This is a genomic window from Caballeronia sp. NCF2, from assembly GCF_023631205.1.
Taxonomy (GTDB): Bacteria; Pseudomonadota; Gammaproteobacteria; order Burkholderiales; family Burkholderiaceae; genus Caballeronia; species Caballeronia zhejiangensis.
In genome coordinates this window covers 1-18,612 of record NZ_JALQDN010000007.1, presented here as the reverse complement: position 1 = coordinate 18,612, position 18,612 = coordinate 1, and the positions used below count along the sequence as shown (strand labels likewise).

11 protein-coding genes and 1 pseudogene are annotated in these 18,612 nt (G+C 64.6%); 8 read left to right on the top strand and 4 right to left on the bottom strand.

Translation table 11 applies throughout. From position 1 onward, the window contains the following. Positions 1-13: 13 nt before the first annotated feature. A complete protein-coding gene (locus NCS02_RS05040) occupies positions 14-2,560 on the top strand; it encodes an FUSC family protein (RefSeq protein WP_244807856.1) in 2,547 nt (848 codons plus the stop codon). A gap of 7 nt (positions 2,561-2,567) precedes the next feature. On the opposite strand, the gene NCS02_RS05035 is transcribed toward NCS02_RS05040, so the two are convergent. Both NCS02_RS05035 and NCS02_RS05030 read right to left on the bottom strand, forming a co-directional pair. Beyond that, positions 2,568-2,789, bottom strand: coding sequence for a hypothetical protein (locus NCS02_RS05035; RefSeq protein WP_244807855.1), 222 nt, complete (start codon positions 2,787-2,789; stop codon positions 2,568-2,570). Between the two features lie 281 nt (positions 2,790-3,070). Beyond that, the gene (locus tag NCS02_RS05030) at positions 3,071-3,544 is read right to left on the bottom strand and encodes an Lrp/AsnC family transcriptional regulator (protein WP_033536869.1); all 474 of its coding nucleotides are present in this window, start codon (positions 3,542-3,544) and stop codon (positions 3,071-3,073) included. Positions 3,545-3,671: 127 nt separating this feature from the next. Between NCS02_RS05030 and NCS02_RS05025 the strand changes: the two are divergent. Beyond that, a pseudogene (locus NCS02_RS05025) lies at positions 3,672-4,169 on the top strand (cysteine dioxygenase family protein); the annotation flags it as partial. Positions 4,170-4,287: 118 nt separating this feature from the next. Here NCS02_RS05025 and NCS02_RS05020 read toward each other — a convergent pair. Both NCS02_RS05020 and NCS02_RS05015 read right to left on the bottom strand, forming a co-directional pair. Beyond that, positions 4,288-6,960 carry a mechanosensitive ion channel family protein gene (locus NCS02_RS05020; protein ID WP_034471177.1) on the bottom strand — a complete coding sequence of 891 codons (2,673 nt, stop codon included), beginning with the start codon at positions 6,958-6,960 and terminating at the stop codon, positions 4,288-4,290. Between the two features lie 115 nt (positions 6,961-7,075). After that, entirely contained in the window at positions 7,076-7,549 is a 474-nt protein-coding gene (locus NCS02_RS05015) for a BCAL1086 family glycoprotein (protein ID WP_051079045.1), read from the bottom strand. A 177-nt stretch (positions 7,550-7,726) separates the two neighbouring features. Between NCS02_RS05015 and NCS02_RS05010 the strand changes: the two genes are divergently transcribed. The 6 genes from NCS02_RS05010 (at position 7,727) to NCS02_RS04985 (ending at position 18,308) form a co-directional block, all read left to right on the top strand. After that, on the top strand, positions 7,727-8,308 hold the full coding sequence (locus tag NCS02_RS05010) for a DJ-1/PfpI family protein (RefSeq protein WP_244807853.1): 582 nt from the start codon (positions 7,727-7,729) through the stop codon (positions 8,306-8,308). 194 nt (positions 8,309-8,502) lie between these two features. Continuing rightward, positions 8,503-8,811: a hypothetical protein gene (locus tag NCS02_RS05005; protein WP_144403775.1), complete on the top strand. Its 309-nt coding sequence runs from the start codon at positions 8,503-8,505 to the stop codon at positions 8,809-8,811. A 512-nt stretch (positions 8,812-9,323) separates the two neighbouring features. Beyond that, a complete protein-coding gene (locus tag NCS02_RS05000; protein ID WP_008350606.1) occupies positions 9,324-10,157 on the top strand; it encodes an IclR family transcriptional regulator in 834 nt (277 codons plus the stop codon). A 321-nt stretch (positions 10,158-10,478) separates the two neighbouring features. Next, positions 10,479-11,834 carry an MdtA/MuxA family multidrug efflux RND transporter periplasmic adaptor subunit gene (locus tag NCS02_RS04995; protein WP_244807852.1) on the top strand — a complete coding sequence of 452 codons (1,356 nt, stop codon included), beginning with the start codon at positions 10,479-10,481 and terminating at the stop codon, positions 11,832-11,834. A gap of 15 nt (positions 11,835-11,849) precedes the next feature. Then, entirely contained in the window at positions 11,850-14,969 is a 3,120-nt protein-coding gene (locus tag NCS02_RS04990) for an MdtB/MuxB family multidrug efflux RND transporter permease subunit (RefSeq protein ID WP_008350610.1), read from the top strand. Between the two features lie 3 nt (positions 14,970-14,972). Further along, on the top strand, positions 14,973-18,308 hold the full coding sequence (locus tag NCS02_RS04985) for an efflux RND transporter permease subunit (RefSeq protein ID WP_034471185.1): 3,336 nt from the start codon (positions 14,973-14,975) through the stop codon (positions 18,306-18,308). Positions 18,309-18,612: the final 304 nt, after the last annotated feature.

Genomic DNA, 18,612 nt, shown 5'->3' with positions numbered 1-18,612 from the left:
AAACAGGAAGTCGATGCGCTATTCGTTCGAAATCAGGAAGTTCATTTACAGCCAGTATTTCTTTGGCGGGTTGCGCATCGCGCTCGGCGTATCGCTGCCCGCCGTCCTGATGCTCACCGTCTTTCACAATCGCGAGCTTGGTTTCACGATCGCGACCGGCGCGCTCGGTGCGTGCGTCGTCGACATGCCCGGCCCGCTCAGGCACAAGCACAACGAGATGCTCGCGTGCACGGTGATCGGCTTTCTTGCGGCGCTCGCAACGGGCATCGCGACCGCGAATCCGATCACGCTCTGGCTGACCATCGTGCCGCTGACGTTCGTGCTGTCGCTGATCGTCGTGTACGGCAATCGCTGGCCGCAGATCAGCTTCGCGACGCTCTTCATGATGGTCGTCACGCTGGAAGAGCATTTCACGCCGATGCAGGCGCTCATCAACGCATCGTGGATTTTGCTGGGCGGCCTCTGGTACACGTATTGGGCGACGCTGGTCTCACGGCTGCTCGTCTATCGCATCGAGCAGCAGGCGCTGGCCGAAAGCATCTTCAGTTGCGCGGAGTATCTGCTCGCGCGCGCCGAGTTCTACGACAGCGACGCCGATCTCGACGAGTGTTATCGCGTGCTCATCGAAAAGCAGATTGCGGCCGTCGAGCGGCAGGAAGCGGCGCGCGACATCGTGCTGCGCAACTTGCCGAAGGTGAAGAGCGGCAAGCTCAACGCGCGGCGCGCGCGGCTCTTCAATCTGTTCATCAACGTGGTCGATCTGCACGAGTTCTTCGTCGGCGCGCATACGGACTATCCGCTCGTGAGAAAGACGTTCGCCGGCTCCGACGTGCTGATCTTCTATCGCGACCTGATGCGCAAGGCGAGCGCGGATCTCGAGGAAATCGGGCTCGCGGTGCTGCAGAACAAGGCGGCCGGCCGGCAGATCAGCATGAAGGCCGAACTGCGCGCGATCGAATACGAACTGGAACTGATGCGCAAGCACGGGCTGCCGGAGAAGAATCCCGAAGCGTACGCGGCGGCGGCCGCCGTGTTCAGGCGTCTGTGGAGCGCGACGCGTCTCATCGACAAGATGCGCCGCCGCACGCGCGACGAACCGAGCGTCACCGAAACCGAAGTGCAGATCGACCACGCGCTGTCGCGCTTCATATCGAGCCGGCGCGTGCCGTTCATGCAGATATTCTCGAACCTCACGATGTCGTCGCCGAGTTTCCGGCATGCGCTGCGCGTGACGATCGCCGTGGGTATCGGCTTCTGGCTCGGGCGTCTCTTGCCGCTCACGAACGCGTACTGGATCGTGATGACGACCGTCATCATTTTGAAGCCCGGCTACTCGCTCACCAAGCAGCGCAACACGCAGCGGATCATCGGCACGGCGATCGGCTGCGCGGTGACCATCGCGCTGATCCTGTTCTTCAAGGAGCCGCATATCCTGCTCGTCGTGATGTTCGCGTCGATGGTGATGAGCTACAGCCTCCTGCTTTTCAACTACGCGGCGAGCGTCGTGTTCACGTCGTCGTATGTGCTGCTGATGTTCCATCTGCTCGCGCCGGGCAACATGCGGATCATCGGCGAGCGCGCGATCGACACCGTCGTCGGCTGCGCGATCGCGATCGCGGCGAGTCATCTGTTTCCGTACTGGGAATATCGGCTGATGGGCAAGCCCGTGAAGGACCTGCTCGCCGCGACGCGCAATTATCTCGAAGCGAGCTGGTGGTGGCGCGGGACGCAGACCGACAAGGCGCGCGCGGCTGCGGTTCACGCGCCGGCGGCCGAAACGCCGGTCGATCGCGCCGTGTTCGCCGATGCGAATGCGGGTGCGGTGGCGGCGACGTCGTCGGCCGTGGCGACGCCCGCGCAAACGGTGACGATCACGGCGGAAGCGGTCAGCGAACCGGTCGAGCCGATGGCCGCCACGCCGCCGCCCGCCGCCGATTCCGCGATGAAAGCCGCGACCGCGACGGCGCAGCGTTTATCGTCGGTGAGCATCGGCGAGAGCACGGCGGCCACGGCGAGCAAGGGCGCATCCGCCGCGGCGACGGTGACCGCCACGGCGCTCGACCGCGACTTCCGCTACCGGCTCGCGCGCAAGAACGTGCATATCGCGTTCGCCAATCTCGCGCAGGCGTTCCAGCGCATGATGCTGGAGCCCAAGGCGCAGCAAAGGTATGCCGCCGAATTGAACGATCTGCTCGTGCAGAGCCATGTGCTCGCCTCGCAGATCACCGCCGCCGCGCCGCTGCTTCAATCGCTCAACGAGGTGGGCGGTCAGCCGTTCGAGCCGGTGCAGCGCACCTTCGGGATCGTGCGCGACAATCTCGCCGAGGCCGAGGGCGAACTGCCCGCCGCCGCCAAGCCCGATGCGCCGCCCGCTCACGCGGACGCGCTCAAGCAACTGCGGCGCGATCTGGACAAGATGGTCGTCGATGCAGAGCGCGCGCAGTCGCTGCCCGCCGATGCGCTTCACGATCTCAAGCTGCTCGCGCATCAATGCAAGCAGATGCTGACCGCGTCATCGCTGATCGAGAAGGACGCCGCGCAGATTCGCCTGCCGGTTTGACGCGTGCCTAATGCGACGCGCCGACCGCCGGCACGGCGGGGCGCACGTCGCTCGCCGCGGATGGCTGCGCGTTTTCCTCGTCGAACTCGCGCTTCTCGCGGATCGCGTTGAACAGGATCGTGCCGATCACGATCAGCACCACGACCACGATGAACACGCTGACGGCGCGGGTCGGATTCTTTTTCGGCGTACCGTCCGGGCGGCGCGGATCGCGGGGGTCGTGGCTCATGAATGGATTCGTGGCGGCGTGTCGGGAAGGACCCGCTATGGTACTCGGGTTGGGTTTCAGTTGGATTGCGGGGCGCCCATCGTCGTTTCGCAACCCGCGCCGCCATCGCGAAATTCTCTGCTGCACGCGCGCGCTTGAACGCGGCCCGTCCGATTGACGATACTAGTCACGATTCCATGCGCGTCCGATCCCGGGAAGGGCTAAAGGGGCAATCCCGGGATACCTAGTGACCGGACGTGTTGAGCCGCCCGCCCGGGCGGCTTTTCTTATGTGTCGGCGGTTCAGGGTTCGAGCGTGGGGCGCACCGGCAACGCCGTCGAATACTTGATCTGCTCCATCGCGAAACTCGAGCTCACGTCATACAGCGGCACGGCGCGAATGAGTTGCTTGTAGACGCGATCGTAGTCGTCGATATCCGACACCACGACGCGCAACAGATAATCGGTCTCGCCGCTCATCCGGTACACCTCGACCACTTCCGGAATATCGCGCACGGCGCGCGTGAAATCGTCGGCCCAGGTCTGGGTGTGCTGGTTGGTGCGTACCGCGACGAACACCGTCGTCCCGACGCCCAGCTTCTTCGGATCGCACAACGCAACCTGCGCGCGGATCACGCCCGTCTCTTTCAGACGCTGCACGCGTTTCCAGCACGGCGTCTGCGAAAGGTTCACGCGCTGCGCGAGTTCCGCGATGGGCATCGTCACATCCTGCTGAAGCAATTCGAGCAGCTTGCGGTCGATGAGGTCCATTCCCATGCTGCACCCCTTATAGGAAATTATTCTATTTCTTGATGGTCGAGCGGAATTATATGGAAACTAATTCTGGAGGCAAGCCGGTATAAATGAGCGGATCGAACAACAACGACGCGACGGCTCATCCACTATGCGACTCGAACATGTCAGCCGCCTGGCGCGGCCCTCTTCATCGGCTTTGGCGGCTTCCCCGGCCGCCGATTGTGCCGCGTTACGAAGCCCCGCGCTCGAACGACTGTGCCGCGAAATCGACGCCGCATTCGCCGCCGCCGAAGCGGATTCGCGCGCGTCGTTCGGCGAGCGCGTGCGCCTCGCGCTGCAACGCGCGATCGCCGATCCGGGTCTGCTGCGCCCCGATCAGCGCGTGAGCGATCCGCGGAACTATTGCCGTCATCTGCTCGCCGCCGACCCGCTCAACCGTTACGCGATCGCCGCGCTCGTCTGGGAGCCGGGGCAAGCGAGCCCGGTGCATGGTCATCGGACATGGTGCGGCTATGCGGTGATCGATGGCGCGCTCGAAGAAACGCTTTATCGCTGGGATGCAGTCGCCCATCGCGCGATCGAGACGCGGCGTCATCCGCGCGCGCCGGGCGCGGTGTCCTATGTGGATGCGGGACGCGGCGCGATTCATCAGCTCGGCAATCCCGCCGATGCCGCCGCGCGCGCCGTATCGCTGCATGTCTACGGCGTCGCGGGCGAGCAGATCGCCACACACGTCAACGATCTGCTCGCCGCCTGCAAAAAGCTCAGCCCTTCCCCGGCTCGGACGCGGTCGGAATCTGCGGCGGAATCTGCACGGATTGATCGGTCGGCGGCGGCGCCGGCTGGGGTTCGTGCGAAACGTCGCGGGCCGCGGCTGCGGCGATCTTCGTCTCGCGCACAAAGGCCGGCCCGGCCGCGAGTTCTTCTTCCTCTTCCACCGGCGCCGGCGCCTCGCCCGTCCAGATGCGCCGCGCGCGCTCGCGTCCTTCGGCGTCGGCGCCCGACATCGCGTCGCGCGTCATTTGCACGTGCATCTGCGGAACCGGAATCTCGATGCCGGCTTCGTCCATCTTGCGCTTGATACGCAGATTGAACGCCCGCGCGACGCTCCATTGCTGCAACGGGCGCGTCTTGATCTGCCCTTTCACGACCATCCAGTTCGGATCGAAGCGGTCGAGTCCCCACACTTCGACCGGCCCGAGCATTTCGAGCCGATAGCGGAAATCGTCCAGCAGATCCGCGCCGACTTCGCGAATCATCTGCGTGACCTGGTCGACGTCCGCCGAAAACGGCACGCGCACCTCGAACACCGCGTACGCGAAATCGCGCGACAGATTCTTCACCGTCTTGATCTGCGAGAACGGAATCGCGTGGATCGCGCCCTGGCCGTCGCGCAGGCGCACGGTGCGGATCGTCAGGCTTTCGACGATGCCCGCGTGACCGCCTTCGACCTCGATCGAATCGCCGACCGAAATCGTGTCCTCGATGATGATGAAAAGCCCGGTGATCAGATCCGCCACGAGCGATTGCGCGCCGAAACCCACCGCGAGGCCGATCACGCCCGCGCCCGCGAGCAGCGGCGTCACATTCAGGCCGAGATTCGCGGCGGTGACGATCGCGGCGACCGTCAGCAGGAACACGAACACCACGTTGCGCACGAGCGGCAGCATCGTGCGGGCGCGCATGCTCGGGCCGCGTCCGCCGCGCCGCGCCGCGTCGGGCCTGAGCGCTTCCTGAATGCCCGTGTCGATCAGAATCCAGATCAGCCAGACGACGAAGAACGTCAGCACGATCATCCCGACCGCGTGCGTGATGCCGCGCGCGGCGACGCTCTCCTCGGCCATGTGCGCGAGCGAGAATCCCCAGAAACGCGACGACAATTCGAGGAACACGAGCCAGACGCCGACCACGATCATCGTGCCGACGAACTTGACGAGCCTGCGCACATACGCCGACTGGCGGCGCGGTTTTCTCGACTTGGGCCGCGTGATACGCACGACGATCGCCGAGAGAAAGAACGCGACGACGAGCAGGCCCGCGGTGGCGATCGCCATCTGCAGCACGTTTTCCGACGTACCGATGCCCATGAGCGTCGCCACGACCGACGCCGACGCGAGCAGCAGCAGCGGCAACTGCCAAAGCGACGCGACCACTTCGAACGTCTCGGTCGCGGCCTTGCGCGTGTTGCGCTGCTCGTACGTGCGGCTGCGGATCAGATGCGCGACGGGCCGCTGGAACGCGAGCGCGAAATACGCGGTGAGCGCCGCGGCGCCCATGTTCGCGCACGTCGAGATCAGCGCGGAGAGATTGGTGCCGAGCTGCTGCGCGACGTCGTAATTCGCGGCGGCGTCGCCGAGCGCGCCGAGCGTGCCGATCAGAAAGAGAAGCCGCCGCGCGCGGCCGATGAGCAGGTTCACCGCGACGCGCCGGTGCGCCGAGCCGAACAGCGAGAACATGATGAGACAGATTGCGGAGAACACCGCGCCCGCGACGATCGCGTAAGCGGTGACCATCGCGAGCGTGCGGCCGAGCGACAGCGGCATGTAGTGCGTGAACGTGAGCGCCGCGAGGAACGCGAACAGGTACGGCGCGACGCGGCGCAGCGTGAAGAGCAGCAGTTCGCGCGTCGTCGGGTTCGAATGCAGGCCGCTGTCGATGCCGAATCGCGCCCGCACGCGCCGCTGCAGATAGACGAGCGCCATCGCGCATGCGCCCCAGCCCGCGAGCGTCGCGAAATAGTTGAAGAGCGTGCGGCCGAACGATTCGCGGCTCTGGCTCGTGACGATCGTGAAAAGCTCGTTGCCGGCGGCGTTGAAGCGTCCGACCCAATAGGCGATAGGCGTCTTGCCGCGCTTCACGTCGGCCTCGATGTTCGTGAGCGCCGACGCGATCGCGCCCAGCAAGCCCGCGTTCTGCGCGATGGTCGCCACGACCGACGATGCCGTCGTTCCCGAAGTCGGCTGTGCGCCCGCTGCCGTGCCGCTCGCGGCGGTGTCCGCCGTCGCGGAGGCCGCCGCGGCACCGGATGCCGGAGCGGTGGAATCGGCGGCGCGCTTCGCATCGCGCAGATGCTTGAGCTGCGCGACGAGCGCCGTGCGCTGCTTGTCGCTATCGAGGGTGGCGATGATGTTGTCGAGCGAGCGCAGCATCTCGGCGTCGGACATCGCGGGCGCCGACGCGGCATCCGGTGCGGATGCGGGCGCGGCCGGCGTGATCAGTTCCTGGAACGTGGGCAGCGTGAGGGCCTGTGCGGCCTGGACGGCAGGCGAGGCGAACACGATCGACGCGGCCAGCGCGGCGAGCATCGACGACATTGCAAGCGAAAACGCGCGCGCAGCGTGGCGCGCGAGTGCGGCGCGCAACAGCACGCTCGCCGCCATCCAGGAGATCGCGCCAGACTCCGCCGCGCTTCGCGGCGCGAGCTTGCGTGACTTCATAACGGTCTCGATTTCTGAAAGTCCGCCAGTTTAGCGGCTATAACAGGGAGGCCGCCCAAAGCGGACGTAACCGAATGTTAAGCGCTTCTGCGTTGATTTTTCAGACGAAACAGCTCTATTTATCCATCTCGGTGCGCGCGCCGCTGGACTCGGACGTGGGGCCGGCGACCGAGCCTTGCGCGCTCGCTTGCGGATTCGACGCGCCGCCCGACTGCGCGGACCATTCCTGCAGCTTGCGCCCCGCCGATTGCAAGCCCGCGCCCGTCGCGCTCGCGGCATTGTTGATCGCGGCGTTCGTCGCGCTCGCCGCGCTGTCGAAGTTCGATCGCGCCGTCGCGGCGACGCTGCTCGCGGAGACATCGGGCATCGATCCGGCGCTGTCGATGTTCTGCTGCGCCGATTGTTTCGCGGCATCGACCTTCTGGCCGACGTAGCTCGCCGCCTGGTCGAACTTCTGGCTCGTCTGGCTCGCCAGATTGTTGAGAGCGCTCGCGGCCTGCCCCGCGGTTGCGTCGTGCTTCTCGCACGCGGCCAGCACGCCCAGCGCGGCGAGCGTCACGGCGATGCGGGTCATGGGAGTCATCTGCATGGTGATACCTTCCTTCGTCTCGAAACTCGCGCACATCATACGCTGTCGGTGCGCGTCGCTTCGCGCTGTCACATGCGAAGCGCGGCGCGAATAGTAGACTGATCCGCGCGGCGCGAGCGCGATGGAGCGGCGCGCGGCATCGAGCATCCGACAACCCATTCCCTGACGAGGTTAGCGATGGCTGCCAAGAAGATTCTGTTTCTCACCGGCGATTTCGCCGAGGACTATGAAACGATGGTTCCGTTTCAGGCGTTGCAGGCCGTCGGCCATACGGTGGATGCGGTGTGCCCCGGTAAAAAGCGCGGCGACACCGTGAAGACGGCGATCCACGATTTCGAAGGCGATCAGACTTATACGGAGAAGCCGGGACATCGCTTCACGCTGAATGCGAGCTTCGACGACATCGATCCGGCCCGTTACGACGCGCTCGCGATCGCAGGCGGCCGCGCGCCGGAATATCTGCGCCTGAACGATCGCGTGCTCGAACTCGTGCGGCACTTCGCGCAGGCGAACAAGCCGATCGCCGCGGTCTGCCACGGCGCGCAATTGCTCGCGGTGGCGGGCGTGATCGAAGGGCGGCGCATTTCCGCGTACCCGGCGTGCGCGCCCGAAGTGCGGCTCGCGGGCGCGACTTACGCCGATATCGCCGTCGATGAGGCCATCACCGATGCGAATTTCGTCACCGCGCCCGCATGGCCCGCGCATCCGGCGTGGATCGGGCAATTCCTGGCGCTGCTCGGCACTCGAATCGAACTTTGAAACCTTGCATCGCAGGGGAACCTCGCCTCTGGTCAACGGGGTGCGCCAGCCTTACATATAGCTGGCGCAAACGATTTACCCGCGGTGAGCGGCGAATAGAATTTTCCCTCTACATTTCGGAGACTTCTGGTTTTGGCACCCTATACGGTTGGCATATATTTGCCGCCGTCCCGCCTCCCACGAAGTCTCGCACCATGCTCTTCATGAATGTCGCCGTCGCCCTTGTCGCAGGGTTGATGCTCTTCGAGCCGTTCACTCGCGCCCCTGTCTCCCGCTTCACCACTCCACGCATGCGTCGCAGTCTCGCTCACCGCGCTTTCTGTCAGGCGGGCGCTGCATTCTTCGCGGCTCTGCTCATCGCGACGAGCCCGCCCGCGCCCGAACGAATTTCGCCGCTCGTCGTGTACTCGGTCGCGCTATTGCTGGTGTGCGCAGCGGTCTACTGGATCGGGCGCGGCAAACGCTTGCTTCGGCAGCCACGCGTGTTTGCGAACATGTATTGATCTCCCAGCGCGGCGCACATTGCGCCGCGTTTTGCTTTCGGCAGCGAAGATGACTGCCGCTTCTCTCCCCATCATTTCCTTTCGACGTCCGAACGACGAGACCCGGCTCCCCCGCGCTTTCCGGTATATTCGCGCCAAGACTTTCGACGAACGCACGGACGAAAAAAAAGGCGCTACGTTTCCGTAGCGCCTTAAAAGTTCTAGCCATTCCGAGGGCCGTGCTAGAACCTGAGAGCCTGTCTCCGAAGCTCGGGCGGTAAGCGCTGAAGCGCACGTCACCCCGGGTTTCGAAATTCGGTTCCATTTTTTCCGGGATCGCTGCTCAAGTCAAGCAAAATCTCGCGGTCCGGGCAACTGCCCAAGTTTCGTTCAACATGCACCGAAACACATAAAAGTTTCGTTGCGAGTACAGCTTATTCTGAAGGTTTGCATCGTTTGCAAGTTTCTCGTGCTGGCCTTGTAGAATTGCGCCAGGTCATCAAACAAAACGATGTTTCACTTAACGAATGCCTATGCAAAACGAACCGTCGGTGGGCCGCGAACGCGCCCGGGAGAAGGACGGCGAGGAAGTGACCGCGCTCGCCCGCGGGCTCGATGTGCTGCGCCGGATCGCCGCCGCGGACGCGCCGGTGAGCAATCGCGAACTGACCGACTGGACGGGAATTCCGAAGCCCACGATATCCCGGATCACCGCGACGCTCGTCGGCGCCGGATTGCTGCACCGCTTGCCCGACAGCGAGCGCTTCGTGCTGACGGCGTCCGTTCTCGAACTGAGCAACGGATTCTTACGTAATTTCGATATTCGCGCTCGAGCGCGCCCGTTTCTTATCCGTCTCGCCGAGCGCACTGGTCTCTCGGTGCACCTCGCCGTGCGCGATCGTTTGGAGATGGTTGTAATCGATGCCATTCGGCCGCGGTCCGCCGTTCTGGTGTCGCGGCTGGAAGTCGGCGGCAGGATGGACCTGAGCCGCACCGCTGTCGGACGCGCGTATCTCGCGGTGTTGTCCGACGCGGATCGGCGTGCGCTGATCGGCAGCTTGCAGATCGCATCCGGCGACGACTGGCCGGCCATCGCGGGCGGCTTGCAACGCGGCCTCGACGATGCGTTGCGCCTCGGCTTCGCGATCTCCATCGGCGAATGGCATCACGGATTGAATGCGGTCGCTGCGGGCTTCGTCGGGCCGTCCGAAGAACGCTATTCGGTCAATTGCGGCGGCGCCGCGCATCAGTGTCCGCGCGACATATTGATCGACGAGGTCGCGCCCGCCCTGCTCGATTGCGTCGAGCAGATCACACGCGAGATCGGCGGAACGCACGCCCCGAACCTATTGCGCGCCGCCAGTTAGACTACGCGACGGCCGCCGCGCGGCCGAACGCCTTCGAGAGCGCGGCCGGTTGCGCGTGTAACACTCGTAATCAACAGAAAGAAAGGCCGGTGGACGCCCTCGGGTGCGGGACGTAGCATCATGCTTCGCGCGCACCGGGGTCGCGCCGGATTGCTCGCCTGGCTCGACAGGCAGCCTTTCCAGCCGCTTTCAACGGCCCCGCGTCATTCACGGCCTCCGCTTCGGTCTCGGTTCATGCGCGCGGCGCATCGTCTGGCGCTTGAACCGTGACCGCCGCCCGTCCGCGCTCCGAACAGATTTGAAAGACCAGCCTCCGAACCGATGGACGACCAAAAGAATCCCCCAGGGCACTCGCGCCCGACGCCTCCGACGCCTGCCGCCATCGAACCCGCGCCGCGGCGGCGCCGGGTCGTGCCGCTCATCGTCGCGATCCTGATCGTCGCCGGCGCAGTTGCGTGGTGGCATCCGTGGAATCGCGGCGAGAGCGGCGGCACGAGCGGCGCGCCGGAAGCCCGTCAAGGCGGAAGGCGCGGCATGCCGAATCCGATGAATCAGCCGCAGCCGGTGCATGTCGCGACCGTCACCCAAGGCGAAATGCCTGTGGTCATCAGTTCGCTCGGCACCGTGACGCCGCTCGCGAACGTCACGGTCAAGACGCAGTTGAACGGCACGCTCGTCGATGTCGCGTTCAAGGAAGGCCAGATGGTCAAGAAGGGCGACGTGCTCGCGCAGATCGATCCGCGTCCGTATGAAATCTCGCTGCGCAACGCCGAGGGCACGCTCGCGAAAGACCAGGCGCTGCTGCAGACCGCGCGCCTCGACCTGCAGCGCTATCAGACGCTGCTCTCGCAGGATTCCATCGCGAAACAGCAGGTCGACACGCAGGCGTCGCTCGTCAAGCAGTACGAAGGCGCGGTGAAGTCGGATCAGGCCAACGTCGATACCTACAAGCTCGATCTGACCTACGCGCGCATCACGGCGCCGGTGTCGGGGCGCGTCGGCTTGCGTCAGGTCGATCCGGGCAACTACGTGACGACGGGCGACACGAACGGCGTCGTCGTCATCACGCAGTTGCAGCCGATCAGCGTGATCTTCACCACGTCCGAAGACAATCTCGCCGCGATTCTCAAGCCGCTGCACGCGGGCACGAAGATGTCGGTCACGGCGTATGACCGTGCGAATACCACGTCGCTCGAAGCGGGCTATCTCGAGACCGTCGACAACCAGATCGACACGACGACCGGCACCGTCAAGCTGCGCGCTACCTTCGACAACAAGGAAGGCATGCTTTTCCCGAATCAGTTCGTGAACACGAAGCTGCTCGTCGATGTCATCAAGAACGCGACCATCGTGCCGACGCCGGCGGTGCTCAACGGTTCGTCGGGCGCGTTCGTGTACGTCGTGAAGCCGGACAACACCGTCACCGTGCGCAACGTGAAAACCGGCCCGGTCGACGGCGAGCGCACCAGCATCAAATCCGGACTGCAAGTCGGCGAGCGCGTGGTCATCGACGGCTCGGACCGCCTGAAGGAAGGCGCGAAAATCACGATTCCGGCTGAAAAGGCGAAAGCGGCATCGGGCGCGTCGGGTGCATCGGGCGCGTCGGCTGCGGCGCCGGCTTCGGCGGCGTCGGGTGCGCGCCACGGCGGTCATCGGCGTCAGCAATCGCAGCAGTAAGCGCCATTCGAAAGCATGAATCCATCCCGCATTTTTATTCTGCGTCCGGTCGGCACGGCGCTCCTGATGGCGGCGATCATGCTGGTCGGCCTCGTCGCGTTGCGCTTTTTGCCGCTCTCGGCGCTGCCCGCCGTCGACTATCCGACGATCCAGGTCCAGACGTTCTATCCGGGCGCGTCGCCCGACGTGATGACGTCGAGCGTCACGGCGCCGCTCGAAAAGCAGTTCGGGCAGATGGCGAGCCTGAACCAGATGTCGTCGCAAAGTTCGGCGGGCGCATCGGTCATCACGCTGCAGTTCAGCCTTGATTTGCCGCTCGATATCGCCGAACAGGAAGTGCAGGCGGCGATCAACGCAGCGGGCAACCTGCTGCCGTCCGACCTGCCCGCGCCCCCGATCTACGCAAAGGTGAACCCCGCCGACGCGCCGATCATGACGCTCGCGGTCAGCTCCAAAACCTTGCCGCTGACACAAGTGCAAGACCTCGCCGACACGCGTCTCGCGCAGAAGATCTCGCAGGTCGCGGGCGTCGGCCTCGTATCGGTGAGCGGCGGCAATCGCCCTGCCGTGCGGATTCGCGCGAACACGCGCGCGCTGGCGTCGTATGGCCTGAACATCGACGATCTGCGCACGACGATCTCGAACCTCAACGTCAACACGCCGAAGGGCAACTTCGACGGCCCGACGCGCGCCTACACCATCAACGCGAACGACCAGCTCACCGACGCGAACGCGTACAAGAGCGCGGTCGTCGCGTATCGCAACGGCCGTCCGGTGATGCTGACGGACGTCGCGAGCATCGTCGAGGGGCCGGAGAACACGAAGCTCGGCGCATGGGTCGATTCGACGCCCGCGATCATCCTGAACGTGCAGCGTCAGCCGGGCGCGAACGTGATTGCGGTGGTCGACGGCATCAAGAAAATCCTGCCGCAATTGCAGCAATCGCTGCCGGCCGCGCTCGACGTGCGCGTCGTCACGGATCGCACGACGACCATCCGCGCTTCGGTGCGCGACGTGCAGTTCGAACTCGCGCTGTCCGTCGTGCTGGTCGTGCTCGTCATCTATCTGTTCCTCGCGAACGTCTACGCGACCATCATTCCGAGCTTGTCGGTGCCGCTGTCGCTCGTCGGCACGCTCGCGATCATGTACCTGTGCGGCTTCTCGCTCGACAATCTCTCGCTGATGGCGCTGACCATCGCGACCGGCTTCGTGGTCGACGACGCCATCGTGATGATCGAGAACATCGCGCGTTACGTCGAGGAAGGCGATCCGCCGCTCGAAGCGGCGCTGAAGGGTTCGAAGCAGATCGGCTTCACCATCATCTCGCTGACGGTCTCGCTCATCGCCGTGCTGATTCCGCTGCTCTTCATGGGCGATGTCGTCGGCCGCCTCTTTCACGAGTTCGCGATCACGCTCGCGGTGACCATCGTCATTTCGGCAATCGTCTCGCTCACGCTCGTGCCGATGATGTGCGCAAAACTCCTGCGCCACACGCCGCCGAAGGAAAGCAAGCGCTTCGAGGCGCGCGCGCATCAGTTCATCGATTACGTGATCGGGCGTTACGCGGTCGCGCTGGAATGGGTGCTCGCGCGCCAACGCGCGACGCTGTTCGTCTTCGTGCTCACGCTCATTCTGACCGCCGTGCTGTACGTGTACATTCCGAAGGGCTTTTTCCCGACGCAGGACACCGGCGTGATCCAGGCGATTACGCAAGCGCCGCAGGCCGCGTCGTACCAGGCTGTCGCGGACCAGCAGCAGGCGCTCGCGAAAAAGATTCTGCAGAACCCGGACGTCGAAAGCCTCACCTCGTTCGTCGGCGTGGACGGCTCGAACATCACGCTGAACAGCGGGCGCATGCTCATCAACCTGAAGCCGCGCGACGACCGCAGCAATACGTCGAGCGATGTCATCCGCGAAATTCAGAGCGAAGTCGCCGATATTCCCGGCATCAAGCTGTACATGCAGCCGGTGCAGGATTTGACGATCGATTCGACCGTCAGCCCGACGCAGTATCAGTTCATGCTGACGGACCCGAACGCGTCGGAGTTCGCGGAATGGGTGCCAAAGCTCGTCGAGCGGCTGCAACACACGTCCGTGCTGACGGACGTCGCTACCGATCTGCAGCAGAACGGCCAGTCGGTTTATATCGAGATCGACCGCGAGACAGCCGCGCGCTTCGGCATCACGCCCGCGACCGTCGACAATGCGCTCTACGATGCATTCGGCCAGCGCATCATCTCGACGATTTTCACGCAATCGAACCAGTACCGCGTGATTCTCGAAGCCGAACCGTCCGACGCGCATTACAGCGAAACGCTGAACGGCATCTATCTGCCCTCTTCCACCGCGACCAACGGTCAGGTGCCGCTCTCGGCCATCGCGAAGTTCCACGAACGCGCGGCGCCCTTGCTCGTCACGCACCTCGGCCAGTTCCCGGCGACGACCGTTTCCTTCAATCTCGCGAAGGGCGCGTCGCTCGGCGAGGCCGTGAAAGCAATCGAGCAGGCCAAGGAGGAAATCGGCTTGCCCGCGTCGTTCCAGATCCGCTATCAGGGCGCCGCGCTCGCGTTCCAGGCGTCGCTGTCGAACGAGCTGTTCCTGATTCTCGCGGCCATCGTCACAATGTATATCGTGCTCGGCGTGCTGTACGAGAGCTTCATCCATCCGATCACGATTCTCTCGACGCTGCCGTCCGCAGGCGTCGGCGCCCTGCTCTCGCTGATGATCACCGGGCACGATCTGGACATCATCGGCATCATCGGCATCGTGCTTCTGATCGGCATCGTGAAGAAAAACGCGATCATGATGATCGACTTCGCGCTCGAAGCGGAGCGCGATCAGGGCAAGCCCCCGCGCGAAGCGATCTTCCAGGCGTGTCTGCTGCGCTTCCGCCCGATTCTGATGACCACGATGGCCGCGCTCCTCGGCGCACTGCCGCTGATGCTCGGTTGGGGCGCGGGCTCGGAGCTGCGGCGTCCGCTCGGCGTGGCGATCGTCGGCGGCCTGATCGTGTCGCAGTTGCTCACGCTGTTCACGACGCCCGTCATCTATCTCGGCTTCGATTCGCTCGCCCGCAAGCTGCGCGCGCGCTTTCATCGCGACGCGCCGCCGGCCCCGGCCAGCGAGGGCCGCTGAGTCATGAACCTGTCGCGCATCTTCATCGCCCGGCCCGTCGCCACGACGCTGCTCGCGGTCGGCATCGCGCTCGCGGGCATGTTCGCGTTCGTGCGCTTGCCGGTGGCGCCGTTGCCGCAAGTCGATTTTCCGACCATCTCCGTGCAGGCGTCCTTGCCCGGCGCGAGTCCGGAGACGGTGGCGACGAGCGTCGCGAGTCCGCTGGAGCGACATCTGGGCACCATCGCCGATGTCAGCGAAATGACCTCGATGAGCTCTGTCGGCACGACGCGCATCACGCTGCAATTCGGCCTGAATCGCGATATCGACGGCGCCGCGCGCGACGTGCAGGCCGCGATCAACGCCGCGCGCGCCGACCTGCCGACCGCGCTGCGCCAGAATCCGACGTACCACAAGGTCAACCCCGCCGACGCGCCGATTCTCGTGCTCGCGCTCTCCTCGCCCACGCGCACGGCGGGCTCGCTCTACGATTCCGCGGCGACCGTGCTGCAGCAGACGCTCTCGACCGTGCCGGGCGTCGGCGAAGTGGACGTGAGCGGCTCGGCGAATCCGGCCGTGCGCGTCGAGCTCGAGCCGGGTGCGCTCTTTCACTACGGCATCGGGCTGGAGGACGTGCGCGCCGCGCTGGCGTCGGCGAACGCGAACAGTCCGAAGGGCGCGATCGAGTTCAAGGGCACGCGCGTCCAGCTCTACACCAACGATCAGGCGAGCAAGGCCGCGCAGTACAAGGACCTCGTGGTCGCGTACCGCAACGGCGCGGCGGTGAAGCTTTCGGATGTCGGCGAAGTGGTCGATTCCGTCGAAGACTTGCGCAATCTCGGCCTCATCAACAACAAGCGCGCGGTGCTCGTGATCCTGTATCGCCAGCCGGGCGCGAACATCATCGAGACGATCGACCGCGTGAAGTCGATGCTGCCGCAGTTGCAGGCCGCGCTTCCCGCCGACGTGCAGATCACGCCGACCGCCGACCGCTCCACGACCATCCGCGCATCGCTGCACGATACCGAGCTCACGCTCGTGATCGCCGTGGCGCTCGTCGTGATGGTCGTGTTCCTGTTCCTGCGCAACTGGCGCGCGACGCTGATACCGAGCGTCGCCGTGCCGATCTCGATCATCGGCACGTTCGCGGCGATGTATCTGCTCGGCTTCTCGCTCGACAATCTCTCGCTTATGGCGCTGACCATCGCGACGGGCTTCGTCGTCGACGACGCGATCGTCGTGCTCGAGAACATCACGCGGCATGTGGAAAAAGGCGTGCCGCGGATGCAGGCCGCCATACTCGGCGCGCGTGAAGTCGGCTTCACGGTGCTGTCGATCAGCGTGTCGCTCGTCGCCGTGTTCCTGCCCATTTTGCTGATGGGCGGCATCGTCGGGCGGCTGTTCCGCGAGTTCGCGCTCACGCTGTCGCTCGCGATCGCGGTGTCGCTCGTCGTCTCGCTGACCGTCACGCCGATGATGTGCTCGCGCCTGCTCGAAGAGCCGCACGAGCGCAAGCAGGAAGGCCGCGTCGCGCGCTGGCTGGAGCGCCAGTTCGATCGCATGCAGCGCGGCTATGCGCGCACGCTCGGCTGGGCGCTCACGCATCCGCGCACGATTCTCCTGATCCTGCTGGCGACCATCGGGCTGAACGTTTATCTGTACGTCATCGTGCCGAAGGGCTTTTTCCCGCAGCAGGACACGGGCCGCATCATCGGCGGCATTCAGGCGGACCAGAGCACGTCGTTCCAGGCGATGAAACTCAAGTTCGCCGAGATGATGAAGATCGTCGAAGCGGACCCGGCCGTCGACAGCGTCGCGGGCTTCACGGGCGGGCGCTCGACCAATTCGGGCTTCATGTTCATCTCGCTCAAACCGAAGAGCGTGCGCAAGGTGTCCGCCGATCAGGTCATCAACCGCCTGCGCAAGCCGCTCGCGGATGTCGCCGGCGCGCGCACCTTCCTTCAGGCGGTGCAGGACATTCGCGTGGGCGGGCGGCAATCGAACGCGCAATATCAGTTCACGCTGCTGTCCGACTCCACGGCGGACTTGTACAAGTGGGGGCCGCTTCTCACCGAGGCGCTGCAAAAGCGCCCCGAACTCGCCGATGTCAACTCCGACCAGCAGCAAGGCGGCCTCGAAGCGATGGTCACGTTCGACCGCGCGACGGCCGCGCGCCTCGGCATCAAGCCCGCGCAGATCGACAACACGCTCTACGACGCATTCGGCCAGCGGCAGGTATCGACCATCTACAACCCGCTGTCGCAGTATCACGTCGTGATGGAGCTCGCGCCGAAATACTGGCAGGACCCGGAGATGCTCAAGCAGATTTACATCAGCACGTCGGGCGGCACGGCGAGCGGTTCGGCATCGACGCAATCGACGACCACGTCCGGCACGACGACGACCGCGTCCACTTCGGCGACGGGATCGACGGGCGCGGGCGGTTCCTCGACGAGCACGTCCGACACAACCGCTGCCCTTGCGCTGGCCGCCGTGAAGAACTCGGCGACCAACGCGATCGCCGCGACGGGCAAGAACGGGTCGTCGTCGGGCGCGGCGGTGTCGACATCGAAGGAAACGATGGTGCCGCTTTCCGCGATTGCGAAGTTCGGGCCGGGCAACACGCCGCTTTCGGTGAATCACCAGAGCCAGTTCGTCGCATCGACGATCTCGTTCAATTTGCCGCCGGGCAAGTCGCTCTCCGACGCGACCGCGGCGATCTACGAGACCATGGCCACGATCGGCGTGCCGCAGACCATTCACGGCAGCTTCCAGGGCACGGCGCAGGCGTTCCAGCAATCGCTCAACGACCAGCCGCTCCTTATTCTGGCGGCGCTCGCAGCGGTTTACATCGTGCTCGGGATTCTGTACGAGAGCTACATCCATCCGATCACGATTCTCTCTACTTTGCCGTCGGCGGGCATCGGTGCGCTGCTCGCGTTGCTGTTGTTCAAGACGGAGTTCAGCATCATCGCGCTGATCGCGGTTATTTTGCTGATCGGCATCGTGAAGAAGAACGCGATCATGATGGTCGATTTCGCGATCGAGGCGACGCGCCACGGCGCGCAGACGCCGCAGGACGCGATTCGCGAGGCGTGTCTGTTGCGCTTTCGCCCGATCATGATGACGACCGCCGCCGCCCTGCTCGGTGCGCTGCCGCTGGCGTTCGGCAGCGGCGAAGGTTCGGAGATGCGTGCGCCGCTCGGGATCGCGATCGTTGGCGGGTTGATCGTGAGTCAAATGCTCACGCTCTATACGACGCCTGTGGTCTATCTTTATATGGATCGGTTTCGGATTCGCGCGGAAGAACGGCGCGCTCGGCGGCAGCGCGGGGCGGGGCCGGCTGGCGCGGCGGAGTGAGGTTTTGCTCTTTGTTTTCTCCGGATCGCGGAGTGGGCGTTTGTTGTTGGTCCTTCGCCGGATCCCGGAGTGGGCGTTTGTTCTTGGTCCGTCGCCGGATCCCGAAGTGGGCATTTGTTCTTGGTCCTTCGCCGGATCCCGTTTTGCTCTCGGTCTATTAGCACTGCCCCTGTGCGGGGCGGCAGTCACTTTCTTTGCTGCTGCAAAGAAAGCAACTGTATTGAGCATCAAGGGTTGAGTTGGTAAGGATCATGGTTTTGGGGGATTCCAAGTTGTGCCGTCGCGCATCATGGCGTTGAGCTGG

Coding starts and splice junctions, on each gene's coding strand:
- NCS02_RS04995 (WP_244807852.1), top strand. CDS start 10,479: ATGGACGACCAAAAGAATCCCCCAGGGCACTCGCGCCCGACGCCTCCG.
- NCS02_RS05010 (WP_244807853.1), top strand. CDS start 7,727: ATGGCTGCCAAGAAGATTCTGTTTCTCACCGGCGATTTCGCCGAGGAC.
- NCS02_RS04990 (WP_008350610.1), top strand. CDS start 11,850: ATGAATCCATCCCGCATTTTTATTCTGCGTCCGGTCGGCACGGCGCTC.
- NCS02_RS05020 (WP_034471177.1), bottom strand. CDS start 6,960: ATGAAGTCACGCAAGCTCGCGCCGCGAAGCGCGGCGGAGTCTGGCGCG.
- NCS02_RS05015 (WP_051079045.1), bottom strand. CDS start 7,549: ATGCAGATGACTCCCATGACCCGCATCGCCGTGACGCTCGCCGCGCTG.
- NCS02_RS05000 (WP_008350606.1), top strand. CDS start 9,324: ATGCAAAACGAACCGTCGGTGGGCCGCGAACGCGCCCGGGAGAAGGAC.
- NCS02_RS05005 (WP_144403775.1), top strand. CDS start 8,503: ATGCTCTTCATGAATGTCGCCGTCGCCCTTGTCGCAGGGTTGATGCTC.
- NCS02_RS05040 (WP_244807856.1), top strand. CDS start 14: ATGCGCTATTCGTTCGAAATCAGGAAGTTCATTTACAGCCAGTATTTC.
- NCS02_RS05030 (WP_033536869.1), bottom strand. CDS start 3,544: ATGGGAATGGACCTCATCGACCGCAAGCTGCTCGAATTGCTTCAGCAG.
- NCS02_RS04985 (WP_034471185.1), top strand. CDS start 14,973: ATGAACCTGTCGCGCATCTTCATCGCCCGGCCCGTCGCCACGACGCTG.
- NCS02_RS05035 (WP_244807855.1), bottom strand. CDS start 2,789: ATGAGCCACGACCCCCGCGATCCGCGCCGCCCGGACGGTACGCCGAAA.